At 44.2% G+C, this 22,474-nt stretch carries 23 protein-coding genes; 9 read left to right on the top strand and 14 right to left on the bottom strand.

Annotated features, from left to right (window positions below):
• A complete protein-coding gene (locus tag ACXAH2_RS16580) occupies positions 1-897 on the bottom strand; it encodes a LysR family transcriptional regulator (protein ID WP_475080031.1) in 897 nt (298 codons plus the stop codon).
• A 140-nt stretch (positions 898-1,037) separates the two neighbouring features.
• On the opposite strand from ACXAH2_RS16580, the gene ACXAH2_RS16575 reads away from it, so the two are divergent.
• Both ACXAH2_RS16575 and ACXAH2_RS16570 read left to right on the top strand, forming a co-directional pair.
• Entirely contained in the window at positions 1,038-1,556 is a 519-nt protein-coding gene (locus ACXAH2_RS16575) for a hypothetical protein (protein ID WP_475080029.1), read from the top strand.
• A gap of 26 nt (positions 1,557-1,582) precedes the next feature.
• Positions 1,583-1,954, top strand: a complete 372-nt coding sequence (locus ACXAH2_RS16570) for a DUF4260 domain-containing protein (RefSeq protein ID WP_475080027.1) — start codon at positions 1,583-1,585, stop codon at positions 1,952-1,954.
• A 25-nt stretch (positions 1,955-1,979) separates the two neighbouring features.
• Here the strand turns inward: ACXAH2_RS16570 and ACXAH2_RS16565 are convergent, their stop codons facing one another.
• Entirely contained in the window at positions 1,980-2,165 is a 186-nt protein-coding gene (locus ACXAH2_RS16565) for a helix-turn-helix domain-containing protein (protein ID WP_475080025.1), read from the bottom strand.
• Here ACXAH2_RS16565 and ACXAH2_RS16560 point away from each other — a divergent pair.
• Positions 2,086-2,382 carry an exodeoxyribonuclease VII large subunit gene (locus tag ACXAH2_RS16560; protein ID WP_475080023.1) on the top strand — a complete coding sequence of 99 codons (297 nt, stop codon included), beginning with the start codon at positions 2,086-2,088 and terminating at the stop codon, positions 2,380-2,382. The genes ACXAH2_RS16565 and ACXAH2_RS16560 overlap by 80 nt on opposite strands.
• A gap of 159 nt (positions 2,383-2,541) precedes the next feature.
• Entirely contained in the window at positions 2,542-3,831 is a 1,290-nt protein-coding gene (locus tag ACXAH2_RS16555) for an MFS transporter (RefSeq protein ID WP_475080022.1), read from the top strand.
• Between the two features lie 149 nt (positions 3,832-3,980).
• Here the strand turns inward: ACXAH2_RS16555 and ACXAH2_RS16550 are convergent, their stop codons facing one another.
• Complete coding sequence (locus ACXAH2_RS16550) at positions 3,981-5,387, bottom strand: M20 family metallopeptidase (protein WP_475080021.1); 1,407 nt, start codon at positions 5,385-5,387, stop codon at positions 3,981-3,983.
• 107 nt (positions 5,388-5,494) lie between these two features.
• Between ACXAH2_RS16550 and ACXAH2_RS16545 the strand changes: the two genes are divergently transcribed.
• Complete coding sequence (locus ACXAH2_RS16545) at positions 5,495-6,397, top strand: LysR family transcriptional regulator (protein WP_475080019.1); 903 nt, start codon at positions 5,495-5,497, stop codon at positions 6,395-6,397.
• Positions 6,398-6,791: 394 nt separating this feature from the next.
• Positions 6,792-7,688 (top strand): EamA family transporter, encoded by an 897-nt coding sequence (locus ACXAH2_RS16540; protein WP_475080017.1) that lies wholly within the window; start codon positions 6,792-6,794, stop codon positions 7,686-7,688.
• Between the two features lie 21 nt (positions 7,689-7,709).
• Here the strand turns inward: ACXAH2_RS16540 and ACXAH2_RS16535 are convergent, their stop codons facing one another.
• From ACXAH2_RS16535 to ACXAH2_RS16495, 9 genes are all read right to left on the bottom strand, one after another.
• Complete coding sequence (locus ACXAH2_RS16535; RefSeq protein ID WP_475080016.1) at positions 7,710-8,540, bottom strand: ion transporter; 831 nt, start codon at positions 8,538-8,540, stop codon at positions 7,710-7,712.
• A 113-nt stretch (positions 8,541-8,653) separates the two neighbouring features.
• Positions 8,654-8,929 carry a hypothetical protein gene (locus tag ACXAH2_RS16530; RefSeq protein WP_475080015.1) on the bottom strand — a complete coding sequence of 92 codons (276 nt, stop codon included), beginning with the start codon at positions 8,927-8,929 and terminating at the stop codon, positions 8,654-8,656.
• A 120-nt stretch (positions 8,930-9,049) separates the two neighbouring features.
• Positions 9,050-9,340 carry a hypothetical protein gene (locus tag ACXAH2_RS16525; RefSeq protein WP_475080014.1) on the bottom strand — a complete coding sequence of 97 codons (291 nt, stop codon included), beginning with the start codon at positions 9,338-9,340 and terminating at the stop codon, positions 9,050-9,052.
• A 72-nt stretch (positions 9,341-9,412) separates the two neighbouring features.
• Complete coding sequence (locus ACXAH2_RS16520; protein WP_475080013.1) at positions 9,413-10,396, bottom strand: substrate-binding domain-containing protein; 984 nt, start codon at positions 10,394-10,396, stop codon at positions 9,413-9,415.
• 87 nt (positions 10,397-10,483) lie between these two features.
• The gene (locus ACXAH2_RS16515; RefSeq protein ID WP_475080012.1) at positions 10,484-11,287 is read right to left on the bottom strand and encodes an ATP-binding cassette domain-containing protein; all 804 of its coding nucleotides are present in this window, start codon (positions 11,285-11,287) and stop codon (positions 10,484-10,486) included.
• Positions 11,287-12,369, bottom strand: coding sequence for an ABC transporter permease (locus ACXAH2_RS16510; RefSeq protein ID WP_475080011.1), 1,083 nt, complete (start codon positions 12,367-12,369; stop codon positions 11,287-11,289). Before ACXAH2_RS16510 ends, ACXAH2_RS16515 begins: the two co-directional genes overlap by 1 nt.
• 92 nt (positions 12,370-12,461) lie before the next feature.
• Positions 12,462-13,493 (bottom strand): substrate-binding domain-containing protein, encoded by a 1,032-nt coding sequence (locus tag ACXAH2_RS16505; protein WP_475080010.1) that lies wholly within the window; start codon positions 13,491-13,493, stop codon positions 12,462-12,464.
• A gap of 141 nt (positions 13,494-13,634) precedes the next feature.
• Complete coding sequence (locus tag ACXAH2_RS16500) at positions 13,635-16,142, bottom strand: PAS-domain containing protein (protein WP_475080008.1); 2,508 nt, start codon at positions 16,140-16,142, stop codon at positions 13,635-13,637.
• Positions 16,142-16,876, bottom strand: coding sequence for a response regulator (locus ACXAH2_RS16495; protein WP_475080007.1), 735 nt, complete (start codon positions 16,874-16,876; stop codon positions 16,142-16,144). The genes ACXAH2_RS16500 and ACXAH2_RS16495 overlap by 1 nt, the downstream gene beginning before the upstream one ends.
• A 123-nt stretch (positions 16,877-16,999) precedes the next feature.
• Between ACXAH2_RS16495 and ACXAH2_RS16490 the strand changes: the two genes are divergently transcribed.
• Together ACXAH2_RS16490 and hrpB are read left to right on the top strand one after the other, a co-directional pair.
• Positions 17,000-17,299 (top strand): 2Fe-2S iron-sulfur cluster-binding protein, encoded by a 300-nt coding sequence (locus ACXAH2_RS16490; protein WP_475080006.1) that lies wholly within the window; start codon positions 17,000-17,002, stop codon positions 17,297-17,299.
• Positions 17,300-17,334: 35 nt separating this feature from the next.
• Complete coding sequence (gene hrpB / locus ACXAH2_RS16485; protein WP_475080005.1) at positions 17,335-19,863, top strand: ATP-dependent helicase HrpB; 2,529 nt, start codon at positions 17,335-17,337, stop codon at positions 19,861-19,863.
• Here the strand turns inward: hrpB and ACXAH2_RS16480 are convergent.
• Positions 19,849-20,841, bottom strand: a complete 993-nt coding sequence (locus ACXAH2_RS16480; protein ID WP_475080004.1) for a phosphotransferase — start codon at positions 20,839-20,841, stop codon at positions 19,849-19,851. The genes hrpB and ACXAH2_RS16480 overlap by 15 nt on opposite strands.
• 191 nt (positions 20,842-21,032) lie before the next feature.
• Here ACXAH2_RS16480 and ACXAH2_RS16475 point away from each other — a divergent pair, with 191 nt between their 5' ends.
• On the top strand, positions 21,033-21,914 hold the full coding sequence (locus tag ACXAH2_RS16475; protein ID WP_475080003.1) for a dimethylarginine dimethylaminohydrolase family protein: 882 nt from the start codon (positions 21,033-21,035) through the stop codon (positions 21,912-21,914).
• A gap of 76 nt (positions 21,915-21,990) precedes the next feature.
• Here ACXAH2_RS16475 and ACXAH2_RS16470 read toward each other — a convergent pair whose 3' ends face one another.
• Positions 21,991-22,209, bottom strand: coding sequence for a hypothetical protein (locus ACXAH2_RS16470; RefSeq protein ID WP_475080002.1), 219 nt, complete (start codon positions 22,207-22,209; stop codon positions 21,991-21,993).
• Between the last annotated feature and the right edge of the window lie 265 nt (positions 22,210-22,474).

Raw genomic sequence — 22,474 nt, 5'->3', positions numbered from 1 at the left:
TTAAACTGATATTTTCACATGCTCAATAAACGCCACCACATGCGCAGGAAGTGCTCGATCTTTCATGGTAACCAAATCGATTCCTGCAGCAATGGATTTGGATTTCGGCAATATTTCTATCAGGTCGCCATTTGCTAGCTCTTCTTCCACTAACATTTTTGGCACATTGGCGATACCAAGACCTGCCATGACAAATTCTTTTATCAATCGATCGTCATTGGCCGATATAGAGGCCGTTTTTACTTCTAATAATTTCACCAATTTTTTATCGTTTTTCCCTAGCCAGGTTTTCATCGATGGACAGTCCATTTGATAGTCTATGATATCGAGATCAACAATTTGCTTAAACTCGGTAATCTCTCCATAGGCTTCCACAAACTCGCGCTTTGCGACCGTCACAAACACCTCTTTTCGGCATGGTTGAATATCCAATAATTGTGTATCAGAAGAAAAGACCACCACACCAATATCTGTATTGCCGTGTATGATGTTATTTACTGTCGACACGTCATCTTGCAATTCAAGTTCAACCTTCACTTGAGGATGTTGTTTTCTAAAAGTCACAATCATCGGGGCCAATAGTAAGGTTGCCAGCTCCATGGTGCAGCCAATGGACAAACTACCAGATAAGTTTCCTGAATCTTGCTTAACCTTGATCATTTCTTCTTCCAGCGCAGCAAGATACTTTCCAGCTGTGATTAACAGCTTCCTGCCTTCTGGTGTGAGATAGATTTTTCGATGTGCTCTTTTAAATAACAGCACGCCGAGTTCTTCTTCCAATTTCTTTATTTGATGAGACACCGCTTGTTGGGTTAAATGCAGCCGAGTGGCAGCTTTCGTCACACTTTCATATTTGGCCACTTGGATAAAAGTCGCAAGGTTATTTAAATTCCGCATGATTCTCCCAAAATGAAGCTGTAAGAAAAAAGAAAAATACACAAATTTAATTTAATTTTTTTAAAATATAAAATGTTTTTTATTTGTTAATTAAATCCACATAATGCTTCTCTCACGACATACAAAGAGAGCCAATAGCAATGAAAACTCAAATATTTTTCCTAAGCACCTCGATTTTACTAAGTCATCAAGCAATGGCTTTCGATGTAGAAATTGATCCGCTTGCCTATGCATTATCCGGACATTCGGTTCACTTCGGATTCGGTCAAAAAAACTATCGATTTGATATAGGATTATTTGGCTTGGAGATGCCAGAAGCATTTCATGGAGATGAAAATTACGATGTAAAAATGAAAGGGTACGGTCTTAAACTAGACTATTTATTTGGCAATTACTTTGGACCTTTTGTCGGTATAGAGGCCAGCTCATCTGAAGTTAAATACACACTCAAATCAACCCAACAAAAGGCGACTCGAAATCAAATCTCCATCGGCCCCAGAATAGGTTATCGCATCCAATATAGTAAAAATATAACAGTTACCCCCTGGATTGGTATTGGGCTAAACCTAGACAATGAAGACGTGATACTAAATGGTCAAAGATTCGAGTCATCGCCTATTTCTGTTTTCCCCACAGTGCACCTTGGTTGGATATTTTAAGGTACAAGGTTTAGGAGAACCGATTTATGAATGTCGTTAATGGATATATCAAACCGATACTAAGATTAGAAGGGGCAAGTATTTTATTGGTCTCTTGCCTTGCATTTGCAAACAGTACATCAAGCTGGACCTTATTCGCTGTACTTTTTTTGGCCCCGGATTTGTCTCTATTGGCTTATTTTTGGGGAAAAAAGATTGGAGCGATAGCCTACAATACTACGCACTCTTATTTTCTACCAGTTGCGAGCTTAAGCATCGGCATTATGGCCGATAACAATTTGATGCTAAATATAGGTCTTATTTGGTGCGCTCACATTGGCTTTGATCGAAGCCTAGGCTACGGTCTCAAATATGCCAGCGGCTTTAAACATACTCACCTTGGAACAATAGGTAGGTAACGCATTAGCTTAATATCAACCAAACCTACAACCCATACCTTTCTATTTTCTTAATCAAACCCTGTCGTGATAACCCAAGCCGCTTTGCGACTTGGGTTCGATTACCGGAGGTATTCTGTAGGGCAGATTGAATGATTTTAATCTCTAACGCCTGCCCCCTTGCCAAAATCAAAGATCTGAATGCACTATTAAGCTTGGCACTTGGTAACACCTTAACCAATAAGCAGCATCAATTTGCCCGTTTGGTGGACAAGCTTAATCTGGTCAGCCCGCTAAATACCCTTTCGCGTGGTTACGCCATTGCCAGAAAAGATGAGCAAGTAATTCGCTCTATTAAGGAGGTTAATAAAGGTGACGCCTTAAACATCCGCGTTCAGGATGAGGAAGTCAACTGTATTGTCGACACGACAAAGGCAACAACATCTTAAAAAGAAACAACCCACTCTTATTTTACATGCACCTAAAATGATCAACCAAGCTTTCTAATAAAGGCAAGACTGTCTTGAAGAATGAATAATTGTGCAAAACCTAAGGACTTCATAGTATCAATCATTGACATAATAGCTAAATAAACTGTGGAGTCCCTCATGTCTGATACTTATATAGACACAACAGCAAAAGCGGACAAACCAACCGATAAAAAAATGGTTAAGCTGATCGTTGCATCTTCTATAGGCAATGCTCTGGAATGGTTCGATCTAATCGTTTACGCTTTTTTTGCACGCACCATCTCTAAACTCTTCTTCCCTACGGATAACGAAACCTTATCTTTAATGTTGGCGTTATTCACATTCGCCATGTCGTACTTGATTCGTCCATTAGGCGCTATCGTGATCGGTAGCTATGCTGATAAAGTCGGCCGTAAAGCTGCCATGCTGTTAACGATTTGGCTGATGATGGCAGGAACATTCTTAATTGCCATCATGCCAACTTACGAAGCAATTGGTTTATTAGCACCGTTTGGCATTCTACTAGCGCGTTTACTACAAGGCTTCTCAGCAGGTGGAGAGTTTGGTAGCGCGACAGCTATGTTGGTGGAACATTACCCTGAACGTAAAGGCTTTATTTCCAGTTTCATGTTTGCCAGTCAGGGCATCAGTGGCTTACTTGGCGCAGGTTTTGGCTTACTTTTAACGACGATCCTGACTACAGATCAACTGGAAAGCTGGGGCTGGAGAATTCCCTTCATCTTCGGTTTATTAATTGGCCCTGTTGGACTGTATATTCGCCGACACATCGAAGAAGCAAGTGAATTTAAAGAAACAGAACAAGCGAAAATACCATTAATTGAACTATTTAACAGCAATAAGAGCGCCATTCTGTGCAATATAGGCGCGATGGTACTGTCTACCTCTGTGACTTATTCCATTATTTTTATGCCAACCTATGCGACTAAATATCTCGGACTAAGCAACTCCATTGGCTATGGTGGCACCCTAATCAGTTATACCGTCTTAACACTCTTAACCCCGTTTATTGGTATCTTATCCGATCGATTGGGTCGTACGCGCTTAATGACGATAGCTGGTTTGCTGTTTTTATTAACGGTTTACCCTGCCTTCTTACTATTATCACACAATGCCACTTTGTTAATGCTCGCCAGTGTATTGTTCTGGCTAAGTGTTCTTAAAGCTATGTATTTTGGCGGTTTGCCCGCACTCATGTCGGAACTCTTCCCAACAAAAGTACGTGCCACTGGCATGGCATTAAGTTACAACATTAGTACCACTCTATTTGGTAGCTTCACGCCCTTTTTATTAATCTGGGTGATCAGTGCCACGGACGATTTGTTGGCACCAAGTTATTATTTATTGTTCACCTGCATTATCAGTTTGCTTACCCTGATTGTCATTCGGAAACACTTTAAAATTGGCTAATTATTTAATGTAAGCAAAAAGCCAGCCGCGTATATCGCGCGGCTGGCTTTTAAAAATTTCTAGCTAATCAATTCTCAAAAGAGTCTCTAATTTACACACTAACAAGCGGATGATTAGAATACATTGCTTGAAAAAGCCCTATCGTATTTTTACCCTTGCGTTGGCCAATGCTCGCCCAGATCCCAAAAAAGCCCAGCGGCGGCTGCCAAGCCTTGCTCTGCGACACTGACTAATAAATGTTCATCAGGCGCATGTTGCTTACAAGAAGGGTAAGAATGCGGCATCCATACCGTTGGCAATCCCAACACATCAGCAAAACAATGATTCGGTATCGTGCCGCCTAAATTAGGCAATACGGTGACACTTTCATTCAAAGACAACGCCATAGAAGATTGGACAAAATTCACCCAAGGGTGGTTTGGGTCTAAACGCGTGGCGTTATAGCCACCTTCATACAGAACTTCAACATCATCAAAGCCTTGCTCTGTTAAATAAGCCGACAAATTGTTCACCAGATTTTTCCAATCCGTTCCTGGTACTAAACGCAAGTGACATACCGCCTCGGCCACATCAGGAATCGCACCAATCGGTTTCTGAATGTCGCCCGCACCCAATGCAATGACTTCCAATGTATTACAGCCAAACAAACGCTCACCAACAGACAATTCTCTTTCCCCCCAATTAGCGTTTAACTCTGGGTCCCCAGGACAACCTCCTACAGGCAAAGTCTGCATCATACTTGCTGTGATACCTTCTGGTTTGGGTGCACGCAAACATTCCGGAATGACCATCCCTTGAGAAGTCACCAGTGTTGACAAAGCATGTTGTAAACGAATCGCTGTATTGGTAATCACTCCTCCCCAATTACCAGAGTGGCGTGCTCCATTAGCGGTTTCGCAGCGAAGACGGAACTGACAAACACCACGAGATCCTAAAAAAATCGTCGGCGTTTTTGCGTTCAAACGAGGCCCATCAGAAGCCAAAAAGATATCTGCACTCAATGCCTCTTTATGTTCTTCACAAAACCTTTCCAACCCTTTTGAACCCACTTCCTCACTCATTTCGAACAGCACTTTTAGGTTATAACCTAACTTTCCTTTACGTGCTGCTAGAACGGCTTCCAAGGCCATGAAATTAATAGTATGTTGCCCCTTGTTATCCGCTGTACCTCGACCGAACAGTTGATCACCATGCTGAGTTAGCTGCCAAGGATGTGAACCTTGTTGCCAACTTTCAACCTGCCCATTGGTGACATCGCCATGTCCATAAGTTAATAAAGTGGGTAACGCTGGATCTTCGATACGCTGACCAATAAGTAAAGGCGGGCATCCAACAATAGGGTTATCAAAAATCTCACAAATAAATCCCATACTCTCTAAGTAGGGTAGTATTTCCAGCCCTAGGTAATTTGATAATTCATCCATTGCATTAGGGTTTTGGCTTTCAGACTGGTAAGCCACGCGACGAGATAATACGTCAAAAAACTGGCCATTCTTCATATTCTGAACAGCACTTTGAAGAGCAGATTCGCGCCCTTCTGTGGATAAATACTGCATTTTCTCTCCTAAATGGTCGATTTATCTATCCGCTTTAGCTTAAGATGGAGGCAGACTTACCACAATTATCAATTATGCAATAAAATATTCGATTTTGTAGAAAGCTTATGCATGAAATTCCATTAAAGTATTTCCACTCTGTGGCGAAAACAGGCTCTCTTTCAGCTGCTTCTGAAGAGTTGCACGTCGCTGTATCAGCCATAAGCCGTCAAATTTCACAATTGGAGGAGCGCCTTCAACTAAGCTTGTTTGAACGTAAAGCCAGAGGCATGACTCTGACACCGGCAGGAGAAGTCCTGTACACTTATTCGTTACGAAATACCTTAGAGTTTAAAAATGTCTTAGCTGAAATGCGTGGCGTGACCAGCATTCAGCAACAATCCATAGCGATTGCCTGTCCAGAAGGCATGGCATGGGATTTTCTACCTCACACCATGACCCAATTTCGCCAAAAGTATCCAGCTGCTCTCTTTTCACTACAAGTGGTAGAGTCAGCAAAAGCAACGCTTTTGGTAAAAGAGGGAAAGGCCGATATGGCGCTGACATTTAGCTTACAACCAGAACAAGGTGTCGAGGTAGCCCTGCAAGTACCGTCCCCCATTCGCGCCTTATTACCAGTTTCACACCCTTTATCAGGCAAATCCATCTTAAGTTTAAAAGATCTAAGTGAATATCCATTAGCGCTGCCTGAGTCTGGTACGACACTCAGCTACCTTTTTGATATTGCATGTAATCTTGAAGGTATCAACATCATTCCCACTCTCAATAGCAACGCGATGGGGGCCATTTACAGCTTTGTCGCGAGCAGTTCAAATGCCATTGCCCTATGTGGCAAGCTCAGTGTAGAACGTCGTGCTCAAAATGACGGTTTGTGTACACGTCCGATTCATGCCGACTCTCTCGAACAACGTAACCTTCAGCTTCAAGTGATGTCACGTAGAAAACAACCGGCCTTGGTTCAATACTTTTTAGATTTTCTGAAGCAAAAGCTTAATCAGCAAGGTCATTAAATAACGAAGTCATTACATTTTCTAATGTCTAAACCCTTAAATACATTAAATATGGTTGCCAATTCCGTGGTACAGCCAATGATCCAACGACCAGATAAGCATCCTAAACCTTGCTTAACCTTGATCATCTTTTTTTCAGCGCAGCAAAATACTTTATGGTTTGCCCTCTTATATCTAATAGGATTTGTGTCTTTATTTAGCGTCTCATATGGCATTAAACTCTTAATGGCCGGCTTGCCTTAGTCACCCCCTTTCACACAGATACAAAAACTGGCCAGTCTTTGTATCTGTGTCCTCCATTCTTCCTTGATCTGTCCATGTGCAAGCTGATCGAAAACACGTAAAGTGGTTCACTTACTTTTTCGCCTCACCATGGCACAGTTAAGGACGTAACATGATTCGCAAAGATATGTTTTTAGCACTGATCATTATCTTCGCTTGGGGCTTTAACTTTATCGTCATGCGTTGGGGGTTAGATGAACTCACACCAATGATGTTAGGCGGATTACGCTTCCTCGTCATCGGCTTGATTGGCTGCTTCTTTATTTCTCGCCCTAACACACCACTACTCTGGTGTATTGGCTATGCTTTATCATTGAACTTTGGACAATTTGCGTTTTTATTCAGTGCCATGTCATTTGGCATGCCTGCAGGGCTGGCTTCTTTGGTTCTGCAATCTCAAGCGATTTTCACCCTACTGTTCGCTATTTTATTGTTAAAAGAAACGGTTCGTCCCTATCAAGTACTCGCAATTGGCATTGCCATTGGTGGTTTGGCGGTAATCGGAATAGACAATGAAGACACCACCATGACCGCACTGGGTTTTGGCTTAACCTTAGCAGCAGGATCGAGCTGGGCGCTGGGGAATATTGTTACCAAAGTCATCAGTCGAAAAGGTTACGACGCCAATTTAAACCTGATCGTGTGGTCTAGTTGGGTGCCGCCCGTACCCTTCTTTATCTGTGCGTATTTTATCGACGGTGGCGATGTGATGTGGCACAACCTCGTAGGGCTGAATGTCAAATCTCTAGGGGCACTGGCCTATTTATCCATCTTTGCAACATTAGCGGGCTATGGTTTGTGGAGTTATTTAATGTCTCGCTATCCGGCCGCAACGGTTGCACCGCTCACCTTGGGAGTACCCGTTGTCGGATTAACCTCTGCGGAAATTTTTCTGTCCGAAACGGTCAGTATGATGCAATGGGTGGGGATTTTAATTGTACTGCTGGGTTTGATGTTGAATACATTCGGTGGCCGCTGGCTAAAAAAAGTTAACCAGCAAGCCACTTAAACCTTAGGTCAGAATGAACATCTAATCTTTGCGCTCTTGTTGCTCGTCGATTTTATCCGCTAAGCGAGCAACTTGAGCCTGCAATTCAGCAATTTGCGTTACCAATGCTTGATGATGATTTTCCTGATTTTCATGTTCCTCTTGAACGGTTTCGCGGGTCATCACATCCAATACCACACCCACCATCATGTTCAAAAAGACAAACGCCGTTAAGAAAATGAAGACAATGTAAAACATCCAGCTAAACGGATACACTGTCATGGTCTCGTACATGACATCTGTCCAGTCCTCAAACGTCGCAACGCGAAACAGAGTCAACATGGAAATGGCAATGTCACCCCACAATTCTTCGTTCACTTGATGGAAGAAGATGGAGCCAACCGCAGCAAAAATATAAAAGATAATAAACATCAACAGGGCAATGTAGCCCATTTTGGGGATGGCTTTAAGTAAGGCGTTAATCAGAAAGCGTAAATCTGGAATGATGGAGACCAGACGCAAAACACGGAACACACGCAGTAAACGCGCTACCAAGATCATTTCCGTATCAGACACCGGAATCAGACTACCAACCACAATTACGGTATCAAAAATGTTCCAAGGGTCACGGAAAAAGCGCTTTTTATCGTCACAGGCAAAAAATCGCAAACTGATTTCAACAAGGAAGAAAACCGTGATGAAGACGTCTAGATAATTGATAGCCACTTCAACACCATAGGGCAAGGAATAGGTTTTTGCTCCTACTGTTAACGCAGCGATGACAATAATGCTTATGATAAACCCCTGAAACCAAACGCTTTTTTCTATGCGTTTCATCAAGGCCAGCCAGCTACTCGAACGACTTATTTCCATTGCTTTTTCACCTACTAATCAAATCAATCTACCCGCATTAAAGACAGGCGACAACATAGTAAATTCATACTATACAGATGAAAAGCAGATTTGCATGGCTTTGCAAAAAACCTTCAGGTGCGCTTAACACGCACCACTTTCATGATCTCAATAGGAATACCAGCGACAACTTCTTGTGCAGGATAATAAGTCAGATTAACACGCGCGCCACGCAATGTACGATACTTGCCTTGGCGCTTAAAGCGAAATGGAACGTCATAACCTTCAATCATTAAGGTATGCAGAATCCAATCTTCTTGAGAACGCTGCACATGAGATTTCACCTTTAGCGCATCGGAATGGATCAGTTCATTATGGGTATTCAACAGAACGTCGGGATTAGATTTCACTTTAGCCTCCTCCATATAAGCTGAAAGCGAATAAGTATGGCACAAAATCTTCAACACTTGTTTAAAAGGTGTCTATTTTTTGATCAGAAACTTGTTTATTACTCATTGATGTCATCAAGCTTAGATCCAACTTACGCCGTCAAAGATAATATCATTAAAGTAATATCCTATTGCTCCTAATTTTCCAAGCACCATTACTTCAATCAACATCAGCATAAAAGAGAACGTAAATATCGCAAAGAAATGTCCCTTATAAAAAAACCTAACCACTAAAAAATTCAACACCAACAAACCTAATACAGGCATTGCAATAACAAACGCCGAAAATATCGCTAATTCCAACACTTTCTCCATACCAATAGGCGACAGCACAATACAAGCCAGAGGAAACACAGTATTAAAGATTTGCATGGCCAGTGCTGTGCATTGTTCACCCTTTTATAAGAAGAACAATAGCTTACTCTTGCTATTTAAAAAGGCAATCTAGTCACTTTTTTCGACCAGAACAGAAGGAATCAAAATAAAACGCTGAGGCACATCCTTACCCGCCAGTAAGTCCATACCGATTTCTATGGCGGTTTCAGCCATCATCACTGGCCGTTGTACCGCTGTTGCGATCCAAGGATTATCTGGCTGTTTGATAATGTCTTCGGCAAACGGCGCGCCATCCACTGAAGCTAAAATAAATTCGCTTCTTTTCGCCTGTTTAGCAGCACGCAATGCTCCTAAAGCAGTTGGATCATTAATGCTAAAAACCGCGTCGATTTGTGGATACTCTTCCATCAGATAGGTCATGGCTTCCATGCCCCCTTCGACACTGCCTGTACCGTTCATTCTGTCACTGAGTAAACGAATATTGGGGTATTTGTTCAATGCCGATTTACAGCCTGCAACGCGCTCAATCACAGACGACACCAACACCCCATTGATGATCACGAAATTGCCTTGAAAACCGGTTCGTTGCGCCAGTTTCTCACAAGCCACCACACCCGCCTGAACATTGTCTGTCGTAATGGTAGCATCCGCACCTTGGGCATTTACATCAACAGCAATCACCTTAATGCCAGCTCTTTGGGCTTTGGCAACCACAGGCGCGACTTTGTACTCATCAGCGGCGGTCAAAACGATCAAGTCCACATCCTGTTCGATGAAGTCATTCAATTGCTCAATTTGTCTTTGCCAATCGTAAGCATCAGAACGAATCACCATTTTGACAGGACCGTTTGCTAGCTCTTGTGCTTTTCGCGTCGCTGCATCCACCAGCTTCACAAAATATGGATTGCCTAAATCCGCCACACTGATACCAATCGAGCGTAAGGGCTGCGGCTCAGATGATTGCAAAGATAATGGGGCAAGCAAAGCTAACAGCGTCAAGATCGCGACACCGGCCGTCACCAATCGTCGCCCCAGATAAAACTGGACAGCGCGACCTATGCGGTTAATGAAATCTTGACGATTAGCTTTCATGAATCTCTCTCAAACATAAATAAGCCCCTATTTTGCCTGACCGGAGGAAAGAACAAAACAGAGGCTTAGTGTAATCAGCAACGAAACTTAAGCAGCTGTATCAGCATCCACCACTTCATCCACTTCCATCGCACCTGTCATAATGGCAACCGCATCGGACATAGAATGGGATTGCGGTGTGACCACGGCGGCACGCTTACCAAGACGATGAATATGAATACGATCTGCCACTTCAAACACATGCGGCATGTTGTGACTGATCAAGATAATCGGCAAGCCACGATCACGTACTTCTTTGATCAAGTTCAACACGCGACGTGATTCTTTGACCCCTAATGCAGCCGTAGGTTCGTCCATAATCACTACCTTGCTACCAAACAAAGCCGAACGCGCTACTGCCACACCTTGACGTTGACCACCGGACAAGGACTCAACCGCCTGACTGATGTTTTGAATCGTCATCAAACCAAGCTCTGCCATTTTCTCTCGGGCACGTTTTTCCATTTCTTTTTTGTCTAGCATACGGAACACGGAGCCCAAGATGCCAGGCTTACGCAGCTCGCGTCCTAGGAAAAGGTTATCGGCAATATTCAATGCAGGGGAGACTGCCAAATTTTGATAAACCGTTTCAATGCCTAGGGCTCTGGCCTCCATCGGTGAATTAAAATGCACTGGCTTGCCATCGAGTAAGATTTCCCCTTCATCTGGGATAAGCGCCCCAGACAAAGCCTTAATAAGAGAGGACTTACCCGCGCCGTTATCACCAATTACCGCCAGAATTTCTCCTGGATAGAGTTCAAAATCAGCGTGATCAATGGCCGTCACACTGCCATAGCGTTTCACTAGGTTTTTCGTTTGCAATACGGGTGTTTGATTGTAATCCACTGTCATTATGCTGTTCCTCTTCGAATCCATTGGTCTACACCGACGGCAACTATAATCAAGATGCCCACAGTGAACTCTTGCCACAACACATCCACACCCGCCAGCGCCAAGCCATTACGAAAGACACCGACCACCAAGGCACCAACTAAGGTTCCATAAATGGAACCGCGACCACCAAACAAACTACAGCCACCTATCACCACTGCGGTAATACTGTCCAAGTTAGTGGTGTAACCCGCTTGTGGGCTAACCGAGCCAATTCGACCAATCAATACCCAAGCACCTATTGCACACACCACACCGGCCAATACATAAACCGACAGCAGAATGCGATCAGTACGAATACCAGCTAATTTGGCCGCTGCCGGGTCATCACCCGTGGCATATACATGACGCCCCCAAGAGGTCCAGTTCAAGGCATACCAAATGACAAAAAACAGTGCCAACATTAACAAGGAACCATAGGTTAAGCGTGCACCAAACACATTAATGGTTTCGCCCAGCCATTGCAGCAAAGGCGCTGCCGCATCGATGTCTTGTGAACGAATGGTTTGGCTTTTCGAATACCAAAGATTGAGCGCAAAAAAGACGTTCCAAGAGCCTAAAGTAGCGATGAAAGGTGGCAACTTCATACGGGTAATTAACAAGCCGTTTATAAAACCCGTCACAGCACCAACAGCAATACCAATTAATAACGCCACACCGCCATCAAAGCCGTAATCTATCGCCATACGTCCCATTACCACAGACGAGAGAACCATGATGGCGCCGACCGACAGATCGATACCTGCCGTCAAAATAATTAAGGTTTGTGCCACCCCAATGACACCGATTATCGTAACCTGCTGCAAAATTAAAGATAGGTTAAATGGGTGTAAAAAGCGGCCACCAATAATCAAGCTGAAAGCCACGATGGCAAGAATCAGTACGATGCTTGGTGCAGCAACAGGATAGTGATGTAAAAACTTTTTAAAACGCTCTAATAATGTGTCGCGGTGTTCAAAGTTAGCGACATAAGAGCTCGCCTTATCCGCCACCTTATCGTGATCCAACACAGGGGAAGAGGGTTTAGTTTCGCTTGAACTCATAGACTACTCCAGACGAGAAAACCGCCGTTAGCCCAAATCTCGGCTAACGGCAAATGCAGGCACCTTCTTATTGCCTATTCATTAGAATGGGATTAACCCCAGCACATGTTTAGACCAGTTTTAGAACTGATTGAGTTAACGCCTTTGGCTGGCTCATCAGTGACTAGCTGTACACCTGTGTCGAAGAAATCTAAACCGTCTGAAGCGCTAGGACGTGTACCAGATTTGGCAAACTCAACAATCGCACTAACGCCTTCAGAGGCCATTTTGAGAGGGAATTGCATAGACGTTGCACCAATGACGCCATCACGGATGTTACGTACACCAGGACAACCACCATCAACTGACACGATCAAAACGTCTTTTTCCAAACCGAAGGATTTAAGGGCTTCATACGCACCTGCCGCAGCCGGTTCATTGATGGTGTAAACCAAGTTAACTTCTGGGTCTTTTTGGAGTAGATTTTCCATTGCTCGGCGACCACCTTCTTCCGAGCCTTGTGTGACATCGTTACCGACAATGCGAGGATCGGTTTCATCGCCCATGCGAGCTGGATCTTTTAGATCAATACCGAAGCCTTTCAAGAAGCCCTGGTCACGAGCAACATCCACGGTAATCTGGCTGGTACTTAGATCTAACAAAGCAATTTTCGCGTCTTTGGCCTTATCGCCCATTTTTGCCTTAGCCCACATACCAATCATTTCACCCGCTTTGAAGTTATCGGTAGCGAAAGTCATGTCTGCGGCATTGGCAGGGCTTAATGGTGTATCCAAGGCAATGACCAACAAACCAGCATCACGGGCTTTTTGAATGGTTGGCACGATAGCAGAGGTATCACTTGGGGTAATCAAAATGCCTTTGGCACCCGCTGCAATCAAGTTTTCAACCGCTTGTACTTGAGTTTCGTTGTCACCATCATAGCGACCAGCGAATGTGCGCAGTTCCACACCAAGCTCTTCCGCTTTGGCTTGTGCGCCTTCTTTCATTTTGACAAAAAATGGATTGGTATTGGTCTTAGTGATCAGACCTATGATTGGGGTTTCCGCCACAGCAACACTGGATAGAGTGGTTGCCGCAACTAGGCAAGCGAGTTTCTTAGCTGAAAATTGCTTCAGAGATTTCATGTTTTGTAACTCCAATATTTTGTTTTTATTATTGGCATTGATGCCACTGGGAATATGTTTTCCCTACAATCACTATGAAGTATAAAAACTAACCCAGTATTTCATTGGCTGATTTTTTTTGTAATATTTGTAATATTCTACTTAGTCTTTTTTGAAAACTCTTTCTAACTCTCTGATTGTAAAAGGTTTAGCGATAAATAAATCGTTGCTTTTCAATTGGTATTTTTGCTCTAATTCGTCTTTTGGCAAGCCTGACATTAACAATATGGCACCCGTAAAGCCGACTTCACGACTTTGAATACGATGTGCTAATGCCACGCCATCCATCGCCCCTGATAAGTTTACATCGGAGACAATAGCATCCGGCACCATACCCTTTTCTAAGGCGTTTAATACCGCTTCAGCATGATCAAAGGTTTGCACCAAGTACGACATTTGCTGCAGCTGTTCGCGCATCACTCGGCATACCTCTACATCGTCTTCCACCAGCCACACTAAACTGTGTGTCGACAACTCAATAGAGACATCTTGAGATTCCAATGACTGATCTGCGATTACCCGATTTTGCTCTTGCTGAGGTAAAAACAAACACACTCGAGTCCATTTACCTAACTCGGAAGTCACCTTGATGTCTCCACCGCTCTGCTTGACAAAGCCATAGATCATACTCAAGCCCAATCCACTCCCCTTACCCACTGGTTTGGTGGTAAAGAAGGGGTCAAAAATGCGACCTATCACCTCTTCTGATATGCCTTCTCCCGTGTCTTCAACACGAATACGAATGGCTGGTATCTGTGTATCTGGTAAGGTGCAAGTCTTGGTAGAGAATGACAAACGACCGCCTTCCGGCATGGCACTGGCACTGTTTAACGCCAGATTCAATAAGGCATTTTCCAGTTGAGAAGGGTCAATTAAGCTAAACACATTAGGACACTGTAAGTCTTTGTCTACCTGTATGTGCGTGCCCACACTGTATTCCACTAAATCCAGCATACCTTCGATCAAATCATCAATGCCGACGGAGACTGGAAACAATTGCTGACGACGACTAAAAGCCAATAAACGCTGTACTAGGTTACTGCTTTTTTCTGCCACCGCGGATGCGCGTTCTATATAACGGCTTTGATCTTGCGTTTGTGGATGTGAGTCAGCCAACATTTGTAGGTTGCCCATAATGGCAGCAAGAAGGTTATTAAAATCATGGGCGACACCGCCTGTGAGCTGCCCTAACATTTCCATTTTCTGTGCTTGGCGCAACTGACTTTCGACACTTTTACGTTCCGTTAAATCCGTATATAGTGTAACGAACCCCCCCTCTGGCATGGGCTTAGAGCGAAATTCTATGATCTTGCCAGAGTCAAAATGGCGCTCAAAGCTCTGTACTTTAAGGTGACGAGATTCGTTCACTTCGTCCATGTGAACTTGCTGATTCTCCAAGTTTAGATTTTTGTGTTCCCCACGATTGATTAACTGCTGAACCTCATCGATTGGCATACCAATGTGTAAGTCTTCGTCCGTTAAATCAAATAACTTCTGATAGCCCAGATTCCAAGCCATGAGTTGCCCTTTGGCGGAAAACACACTCAAACCATCGTTCATATTATCGAATATGGTTTCCAGTAGGCGCTTTTGTTCTGATAACTCTGCGGTCACCTCAAGACGACGTAATGCATCTTGCCGAAAAACATCAAAGGTCTCTGCCAGGGTACCAATTTCATCATTACGACGAATGCGCGCCGGCTTGGATTCAACCACACCTAGGGATAATTGTTCCATGTCATTGGTAACCACACCGAGGTCTCTGGTCATGCGCTGGCTATACCAATACAAACGCGTTAACCCCAATAACAAAAACACTGAAATTCCGATAATCCAAATCTGACCGGTAGCCACAAAAGAAGATACTTCCTGACGCTGGCGACTCACCTTTTTCTGTAAGCCACCAACAAAGTCACTCACTTTACTACTCAGCTGCTCAGACTTGGCTCGAATGGCAATCAGCAAATAATTTTTACGCTGCTCTATGTCATTGAGCCTTTGATGGGCTTTAAGCAAATCTTGCGCAATGCTCCTAACTTGCTCATTTTGAGCCGATAGATTGAGTACATCAGCCATTCTATCTGGTAATAGATTGGGTGCTTCAAGCAGCTGTAAAAGCCAAGCCAAACCTTGACGACTGCTGACTTCAGTAGTGTTTTCAGCAGGCAATAACTGTCTTATGCGAAACTGTTGGGCTAAGCCATCTTCGCGCAAATAGAGCTCTTCTCGAACCAAAGCAACCAGTTCTTCCAAGGTAGCTTGTAAGTCATCTAAGCGCTTGTCTATGTCTTGTTGAAACTCGGAATCCATCAGACTATCGGCCACGCCACGCAACTCTAAGATACGACGATGAATACGTTCCGATTCGGTTTGCAATTGAAATGGCCGCCCCGAACCTGCGGTATAAGGCGCAATGGCGGCCAGTTGCGCAACGCCTTCCGCCAAGGTTAAAGAGGTACTGATTTCGGGTAGGGTTTGTGACTCAAACTCGGACAAACTGGCTTCACTGACGCGCATCGATTGCCAGCCAATGCCCACCATAAAAAAAGCCACCACACTGATTGCCAGTATGGACAATGAGGCTTTCTGGCGAATACTGACAAAGCGCATCAGCTAGCTCGTACAGGGCCTTGGAAGAAATAACCAAGGCCACGCTGAGTTTTAATGAACTCTGGCGTTTTCGGATTGGATTCTATCTTGCGTCGCAAGCGTAAAATCAATACATCCACCGTGCGATCAAAGACTTCCGTCTCCAAACCACGGCTTTGTTCAATTAATTGCTCACGGGTGAAAATTCTATCAGGATGACGCGCCAAAACCTCTAATAAGGAAAATTCACCCAAGGTCAGAGTGACGGTTTTACCCGTTTGATCTTGTAACAAACGTGCGGTGAGATCCAACACCCAAGCACCAAAACGCAGACATTCGTGATCTTGATTAGGAGCATTAGACGAGCTCGGAGGCGCTTGATAGGAGCGTCGCAATAAAGCGTGAATACGCGCCGTCAGTTCACGCAAGTTAAATGGCTTCATCATGTAATCATCAGCTGCCAACTCCAAGCCAAGAATACGATCGGTTTCATCGCCTTTACCCGTAAGCATCATAATCGGCATGGAAAAACGCTCGCGCACTTCACGCGCCAAATGCAAACCGTCTTCTTCTTTTAAATACAAGTCCATTAACACCAAATCAACAGATTGCGCTTCCAATTGCGCCCACATTTGGCGACCATTCTCTGCTTCTCTGACTTGATAACCCTTTTGCGATAAAGCATCACACAAGAGCTGACGAATGTCCTGATCATCGTCAACGAGCAACAAGGTTTTTTTATTTGGTTCTGTCATGGTTCAGATAAAGGTCCACAGTTTGCTTTTTTCGCTGTACTCTCAAAGGATACTGACGTAAATAAGTCTAGCGAAAAGGTTTCTTCGTTATTATGGTGTTAGATTAACAGAAGGAGCCCCGTCTTGCCTCAATTGAAACGTATTAAGCTAAGCTTTTTAGAACCTGAAGAAACACTGCAGATCAGTCGCGATGACACCATTCTAGAGGCTTTACTGAACCACAACCTTGCCATTCGTCATGCTTGCGAGAATGGTGTTTGCGGCGTGTGTTTGACACAGTTGCTCTGTGGTCAGATCGATTACGGTCAGCATCAGCCTCGCGGTCTCACGCAACAGGAAATCCAAGAGAACTATATATTGCCATGCATCGCCCGCTGCAAAACCGACATACGTTTGGCCCAACCTAAGGTCAAAATGCGTTAAACTCGGCTTTATTTCTCTGCTGACACATTCTATTTATGACATTACCGATTCACGCCCTCATTCCTGCGCTCACTCAACAACTGAATGTCAGTCATCAAGCCATCCTTGAGGCTGCTCCCGGTGCCGGTAAAACCACGGTGGTGCCCTTGGCCTTAATGGATCAAGCGTGGAATCAAGAACGTAAGATCATCATGCTGGAACCTCGTCGTATTGCAGCCAAAGCGGCGGCTCAACGTCTTGCAGATAGCTTAAACGAGCCTCTTGGCAAGCGTGTCGGTTATCGAATTCGCCACGACACCAAAGAAAGTAAAGACACACAAGTTCTTGTGGTTACCGAAGGTGTTCTCACTCGAATGCTGCAGGATGACCCTTGCCTAAGTGATATTTCTCTGGTCATTTTTGATGAGTTTCATGAACGTAATTTGCATTCCGATTTGGCCTTTGCTTTGTGTTTGCAAGCAAGAGAACTCTATCGTGATGACGATCCACTTAAGTTGTTGGTTATGTCCGCCACCCTTGACACTCAGCTGCTCGAACAGCGTCTTGGCTGCGCAACCTTAAGCAGCGCAGGTCGAAGTTTTCCTGTCGACGTCATTTATGGCAATAAAGCTCTGAAAATGGAGCAAGTGAACGAAGAAGTCAGTCGGTTAACGTTACAAGCCTTTCATCAACAATCCGGCAATATTCTGGTATTTCTTCCTGGCCAAAAGGAAATTCGCTATGTGCAAAACCGTTTAAATAAAGCATTAGCTGATCAAACTCATGTGGCTATTTTGCCTTTATATGGTGACCTAAGCTTAGCCGAGCAGGAAAAAGTCATCGCGCCAACCACGGCGCCAGAACGAAAAATAGTACTCGCCACCGCCATTGCACAAACCAGCTTAACCATTGAAGGCATCCGCGTGGTTGTCGACAGTGGCTTAAGCCGTGAGGCCAGATTTGACGCCAATACCGCCACCACACGTTTGCATACTCGACGCGCCACCCAAGCAGAAACCACACAACGTGCAGGCCGTGCTGGACGAACCCAAGCAGGCGTTTGCTACCGTTGGTGGAGCGCAGAGCAACAACATAGACTGGCAGCACAAGCACAACCACAAATTGAATGCCTGGAACTCAGCGCCTTAACCTTAAATCTAGCCCAATGGGGCATTCAAGACAGGTTAGAACTCGACTGGATCACCCCGCCACCAGAAGGGCATTTTCAGCAATCGTTAGCTACCTTGCGACAATTGAATGCGATTGCAGCTGAGGGGTTAGCTCTGACGCCTCATGGCGAGTGCATGAGCCAACTTAACTTAGAACCGCGTTTGGCCCACTTACTGCTCTTGGGAAAACAATGGGGACACAGCGACCTAGCTTGCCAAGCCTGTGCATTACTGAGCGAAGGCGACCCGATGTCCAACATAGGCAGTGAATTTGCCATGCGTCTACAATGGCTAACGCAGAGTGATACTAAGCTGACCGCTCACAAGCCAAAACATTTTTATCAGCAATCGATTAAACAATGGCGTCATCGCAGCACATCAATAGACATATCGACTCAAAAGAAAGACATAAGCGAAGAAGACGCATTAGGCTTGCTATTAGCCGCCGCTTTTTTTGATCGCATTGCTCACCGACAAGATAACCCTAAAGCGCATTCCGAACAAAAGGTTCACTACAAGCTGGCTAATGGACGACTTGCCAGCTTAGATAAAACCGATGGCAATGCAAAATGTGAATTTCTGGTGGCGCTGGATGTGGGTGGTCACCAAGGTAACAACCAAGACCAAATTTTCTTGGCTCACCCTTTAAATTTATCTGTCTTAACTGAGCATTTGCCTGAACTTCAAAACAAAGTAACCCATCTTGAATGGTCGAAAAGAGACGCCCGCCTCATCAGTGAACATCAGGTATGGATTGGTAAACTCTGCGTACAACGTCAAGCATCTAAACGGCTACCCGACGATCAAGTCATTACTGCCGTTATTCAATACATAAGACAAGCAGGACTCGCTGTTTTACCTTGGAACCAAGACAGTGATCAACTGAGGGCCAGAATCCACTTTGCCGTACAACACGACCATCAAGCCGAGTGGCCAAACATGAGCGATAAGCTGTTGTTGCAAACATTGGAGGAGTGGCTTGCGCCTTACTTAACAAATGTGACGACACAAAACGCACTGGATAAACTGGATCTCAAAAGTATTCTATTAAACACCTTGGACTGGCAGCTACAAAGCCGTCTCCAACAGCTTGTTCCTGAACGTCTTGCAGTGGCATCAGGCAATCAACACAAAATTGACTATCAAGAATCGCCACCTAAACTCAGTGTTAAACTACAAGAAGCCTTTGGCATGACACACACGCCACAGGTATTAGGTCAGAACCTCACCTTAGAATTGCTGTCGCCCGCCCAGAGGCCTTTGGCAGTGACACACGACCTGCCTTTCTTTTGGCAAAATGCTTACCCTGAGGTCAAAAAGGAAATGCGTGGCCGCTATCCCAAACACCCTTGGCCGGATGATCCTTTAGCTGCGCAAGCGACCGCAAAAACCAATCGCGCCTTACGAGGTTCTTAATGAGGTCAAAGCACGTTCAGTCACCCTTTGGCTGAACGGTGTATTTTTAGCATGATTCGGGCTCCAACCCAGTATAAAACGATGAAAGTCGGCCCAAGCAAGATCAAACAAAGCACGCCATTCATCTTCAACTTTAGAAGCAAAATCCGACGATTCACCTTGTGCTACTAAGCAACGAGTTAATTCCGCAAAGTAATGATCTAACAAGAACACAAGGTGATCCGCCAAACTCATTTCATCCAAACAACTCCCTAAAAAATACGCCACATCTTGTACGCCAACGCCCTGCCCTGTGTATTGAAAGTCAACTGCTGCAACTTCTGTCCCAGATTCAGAAAAACAAAAGTTTGCTACTTTGGCATCACCATGCAATAAGGTTTGATAATTGGCTTGTCTCAGCCTTTGATCTATTACTTTAGCCTGACGTTTTAACTCACCATCCGCCATGGCATTCCATTCATCTGGTCGGGTTTCTAAATGCCAATAACTGCCTCGTGGCCAGAGACCTTGATAATTATCGTTTGGCGAAGAGACAAATTGGCTGTGAAAACTTGCTAGCCAATCCAAAACCGGTAAACAAACGGACCAAGACAGTTGACGATGTCGATACTCTAAGCCTGAATCATCTAAGTCTTCCAATAACAATAAAATCTCATCATCGCTCTCATGTACCCCATAACACTTCGCCACTCGTGCAGTAGGCGGTAGAGTCTGCGCCCAGTGCTTATACCAATTGGCTTCCACCTTGTAAGACGTTAGCTTTCGTTGATGAGATAACTCGGACTGCCAACCTCTTGGATGTGCCATAACTTTATCAAGGCGTATCGATTTAACGATTACCGAAGTGAGCTTGTGTTCGATACCAGACACCAGATAGCGCACAATTTCACCGTATCCGCTCCATAGGGATTGAATGGATTCAGCACGAACCACAGAGATTGCAGCCAAACGTCGCTTAATGAATATTTCCGGTGACATAATAAGCCTCTTGCTTCAATTACTCATATTGTACCGAATTACTAATGAGACCTTTAAAAAGGATTTATAAGTAAACTTCGCTTTTATCGAATTAATGAAATAAAGAAGCATGAAGCTGAATAGACTGGCGAATTCGTCTCCTATTTAACTGACAATGAGTTATAAAACCGCAGAGATAAGGATACATTTGAATGGCGAAATATGGTTGCCAGCTGATGGCTGAAAAAATGTCTAAAGTATTAATGAGACGCCCAGATAAGAGTCTAAAACAGGCTAATCAAGAGCAATGGCATTACAATCACCTTTTTGATGCCGATAAAGCCATTGAGCAGTTTGATGCTTTCACCCAATTGATCATAGACACTGGCTGCGAGATTGTGTGGATAGAAGACAATAACGATGGCCTTTGTGATGCCATGTTTACACGCGATGCTTCGCTCATTACTAAGGCTGGCGCGATTCCTCTGCAAATGGGTAAAGCACTGCGTAAGCCCGAACCTGAGTTACATAAACACGCCTATGAAAAGCTGGGAATTCCAATTCTTGGTCAATTGACTGGCAATGCAAAAATCGAAGGTGGTGATACCATTTGGTTAAACGAAAAAACACTACTTGTGGGTATGGGTTTTCGTTCAAACCAAGCTGGAGTTGATCAACTGAATGCTCTACTTAACCCACAAGGTATTAAAGTACTTGGTTTCGATATGCCATACTGGGGCGGTGAGGAGGCTTGTTTGCACCTAATGTCTGTCATATCACCACTAACAGAGCGCAAATACTTAGTGCACCCGCCGTTAATTCCTGCCCGTTTATGGCAATTACTTGAAGAGGAAGACATTGAATTTGTCATAGCGCCTGAAGATGAGTTCACCGCATCATACGGTTTGAATCTGAATGTACTGCCAACTTCTCCCGATCAATGCATCATGATAGACGGTTTTCCAAAAACCAAACAAATCATGGAAGAACATGGCGTCACTGTTAAGGTCTTTGCAGGCGATGCTTTGTGTATGGCATGTGAAGGTGGCCCGACCTGTTTAACCAACCCTATCCTACGTGAAGCAAACAATTAAACAATTAATCGGTGACAGAGCGGTAAAGCACTCTGTTACCGAAACACCATACCAACAAGAAAGTGTGTTAACACAATCAATCGTCATCCTGCATCGGAATCGGACTAGTACCAGAACAAAGAACCGATAACCGTTGCGCTATGCTTAATTTCTCAGTTTCAGTTAGAGATACAGACTCATTATCTGGATGAAAAAGATATTCCTCTTTCACTCCATCAAACTTAATCTTTCCCAGAATCTGGCCTTGCTGACTGATGCAGTCTAAATCTTGTTGCGCCGGAAAGAACAAAACCATTTAACATGCCTTTTGAATATTAGTGACTAGACATAATAGTAAATTCAGGCAGAGCGGCAATCAACAAATGAAAGCAGGTTAAGAAATCAAGATTACCAAACGGTATGTATATCATACGAACCACACTTCTGGGGACGGTATGGTAGGAATGTGTAAGACACGACCATTTCCTCCAGACGTAAAAAAGCCCTGACAAGCTATCCTATCAGGGCTTCTTATGTTTAAAGCTTGACGATATTTATGCCCTTTTACCACCTATGCTTAT

The sequence above is a fragment of the Marinomonas sp. ABL3_031 genome, assembly GCF_056161265.1.
This window is presented reverse-complemented; position numbering and strand designations above follow the sequence as displayed.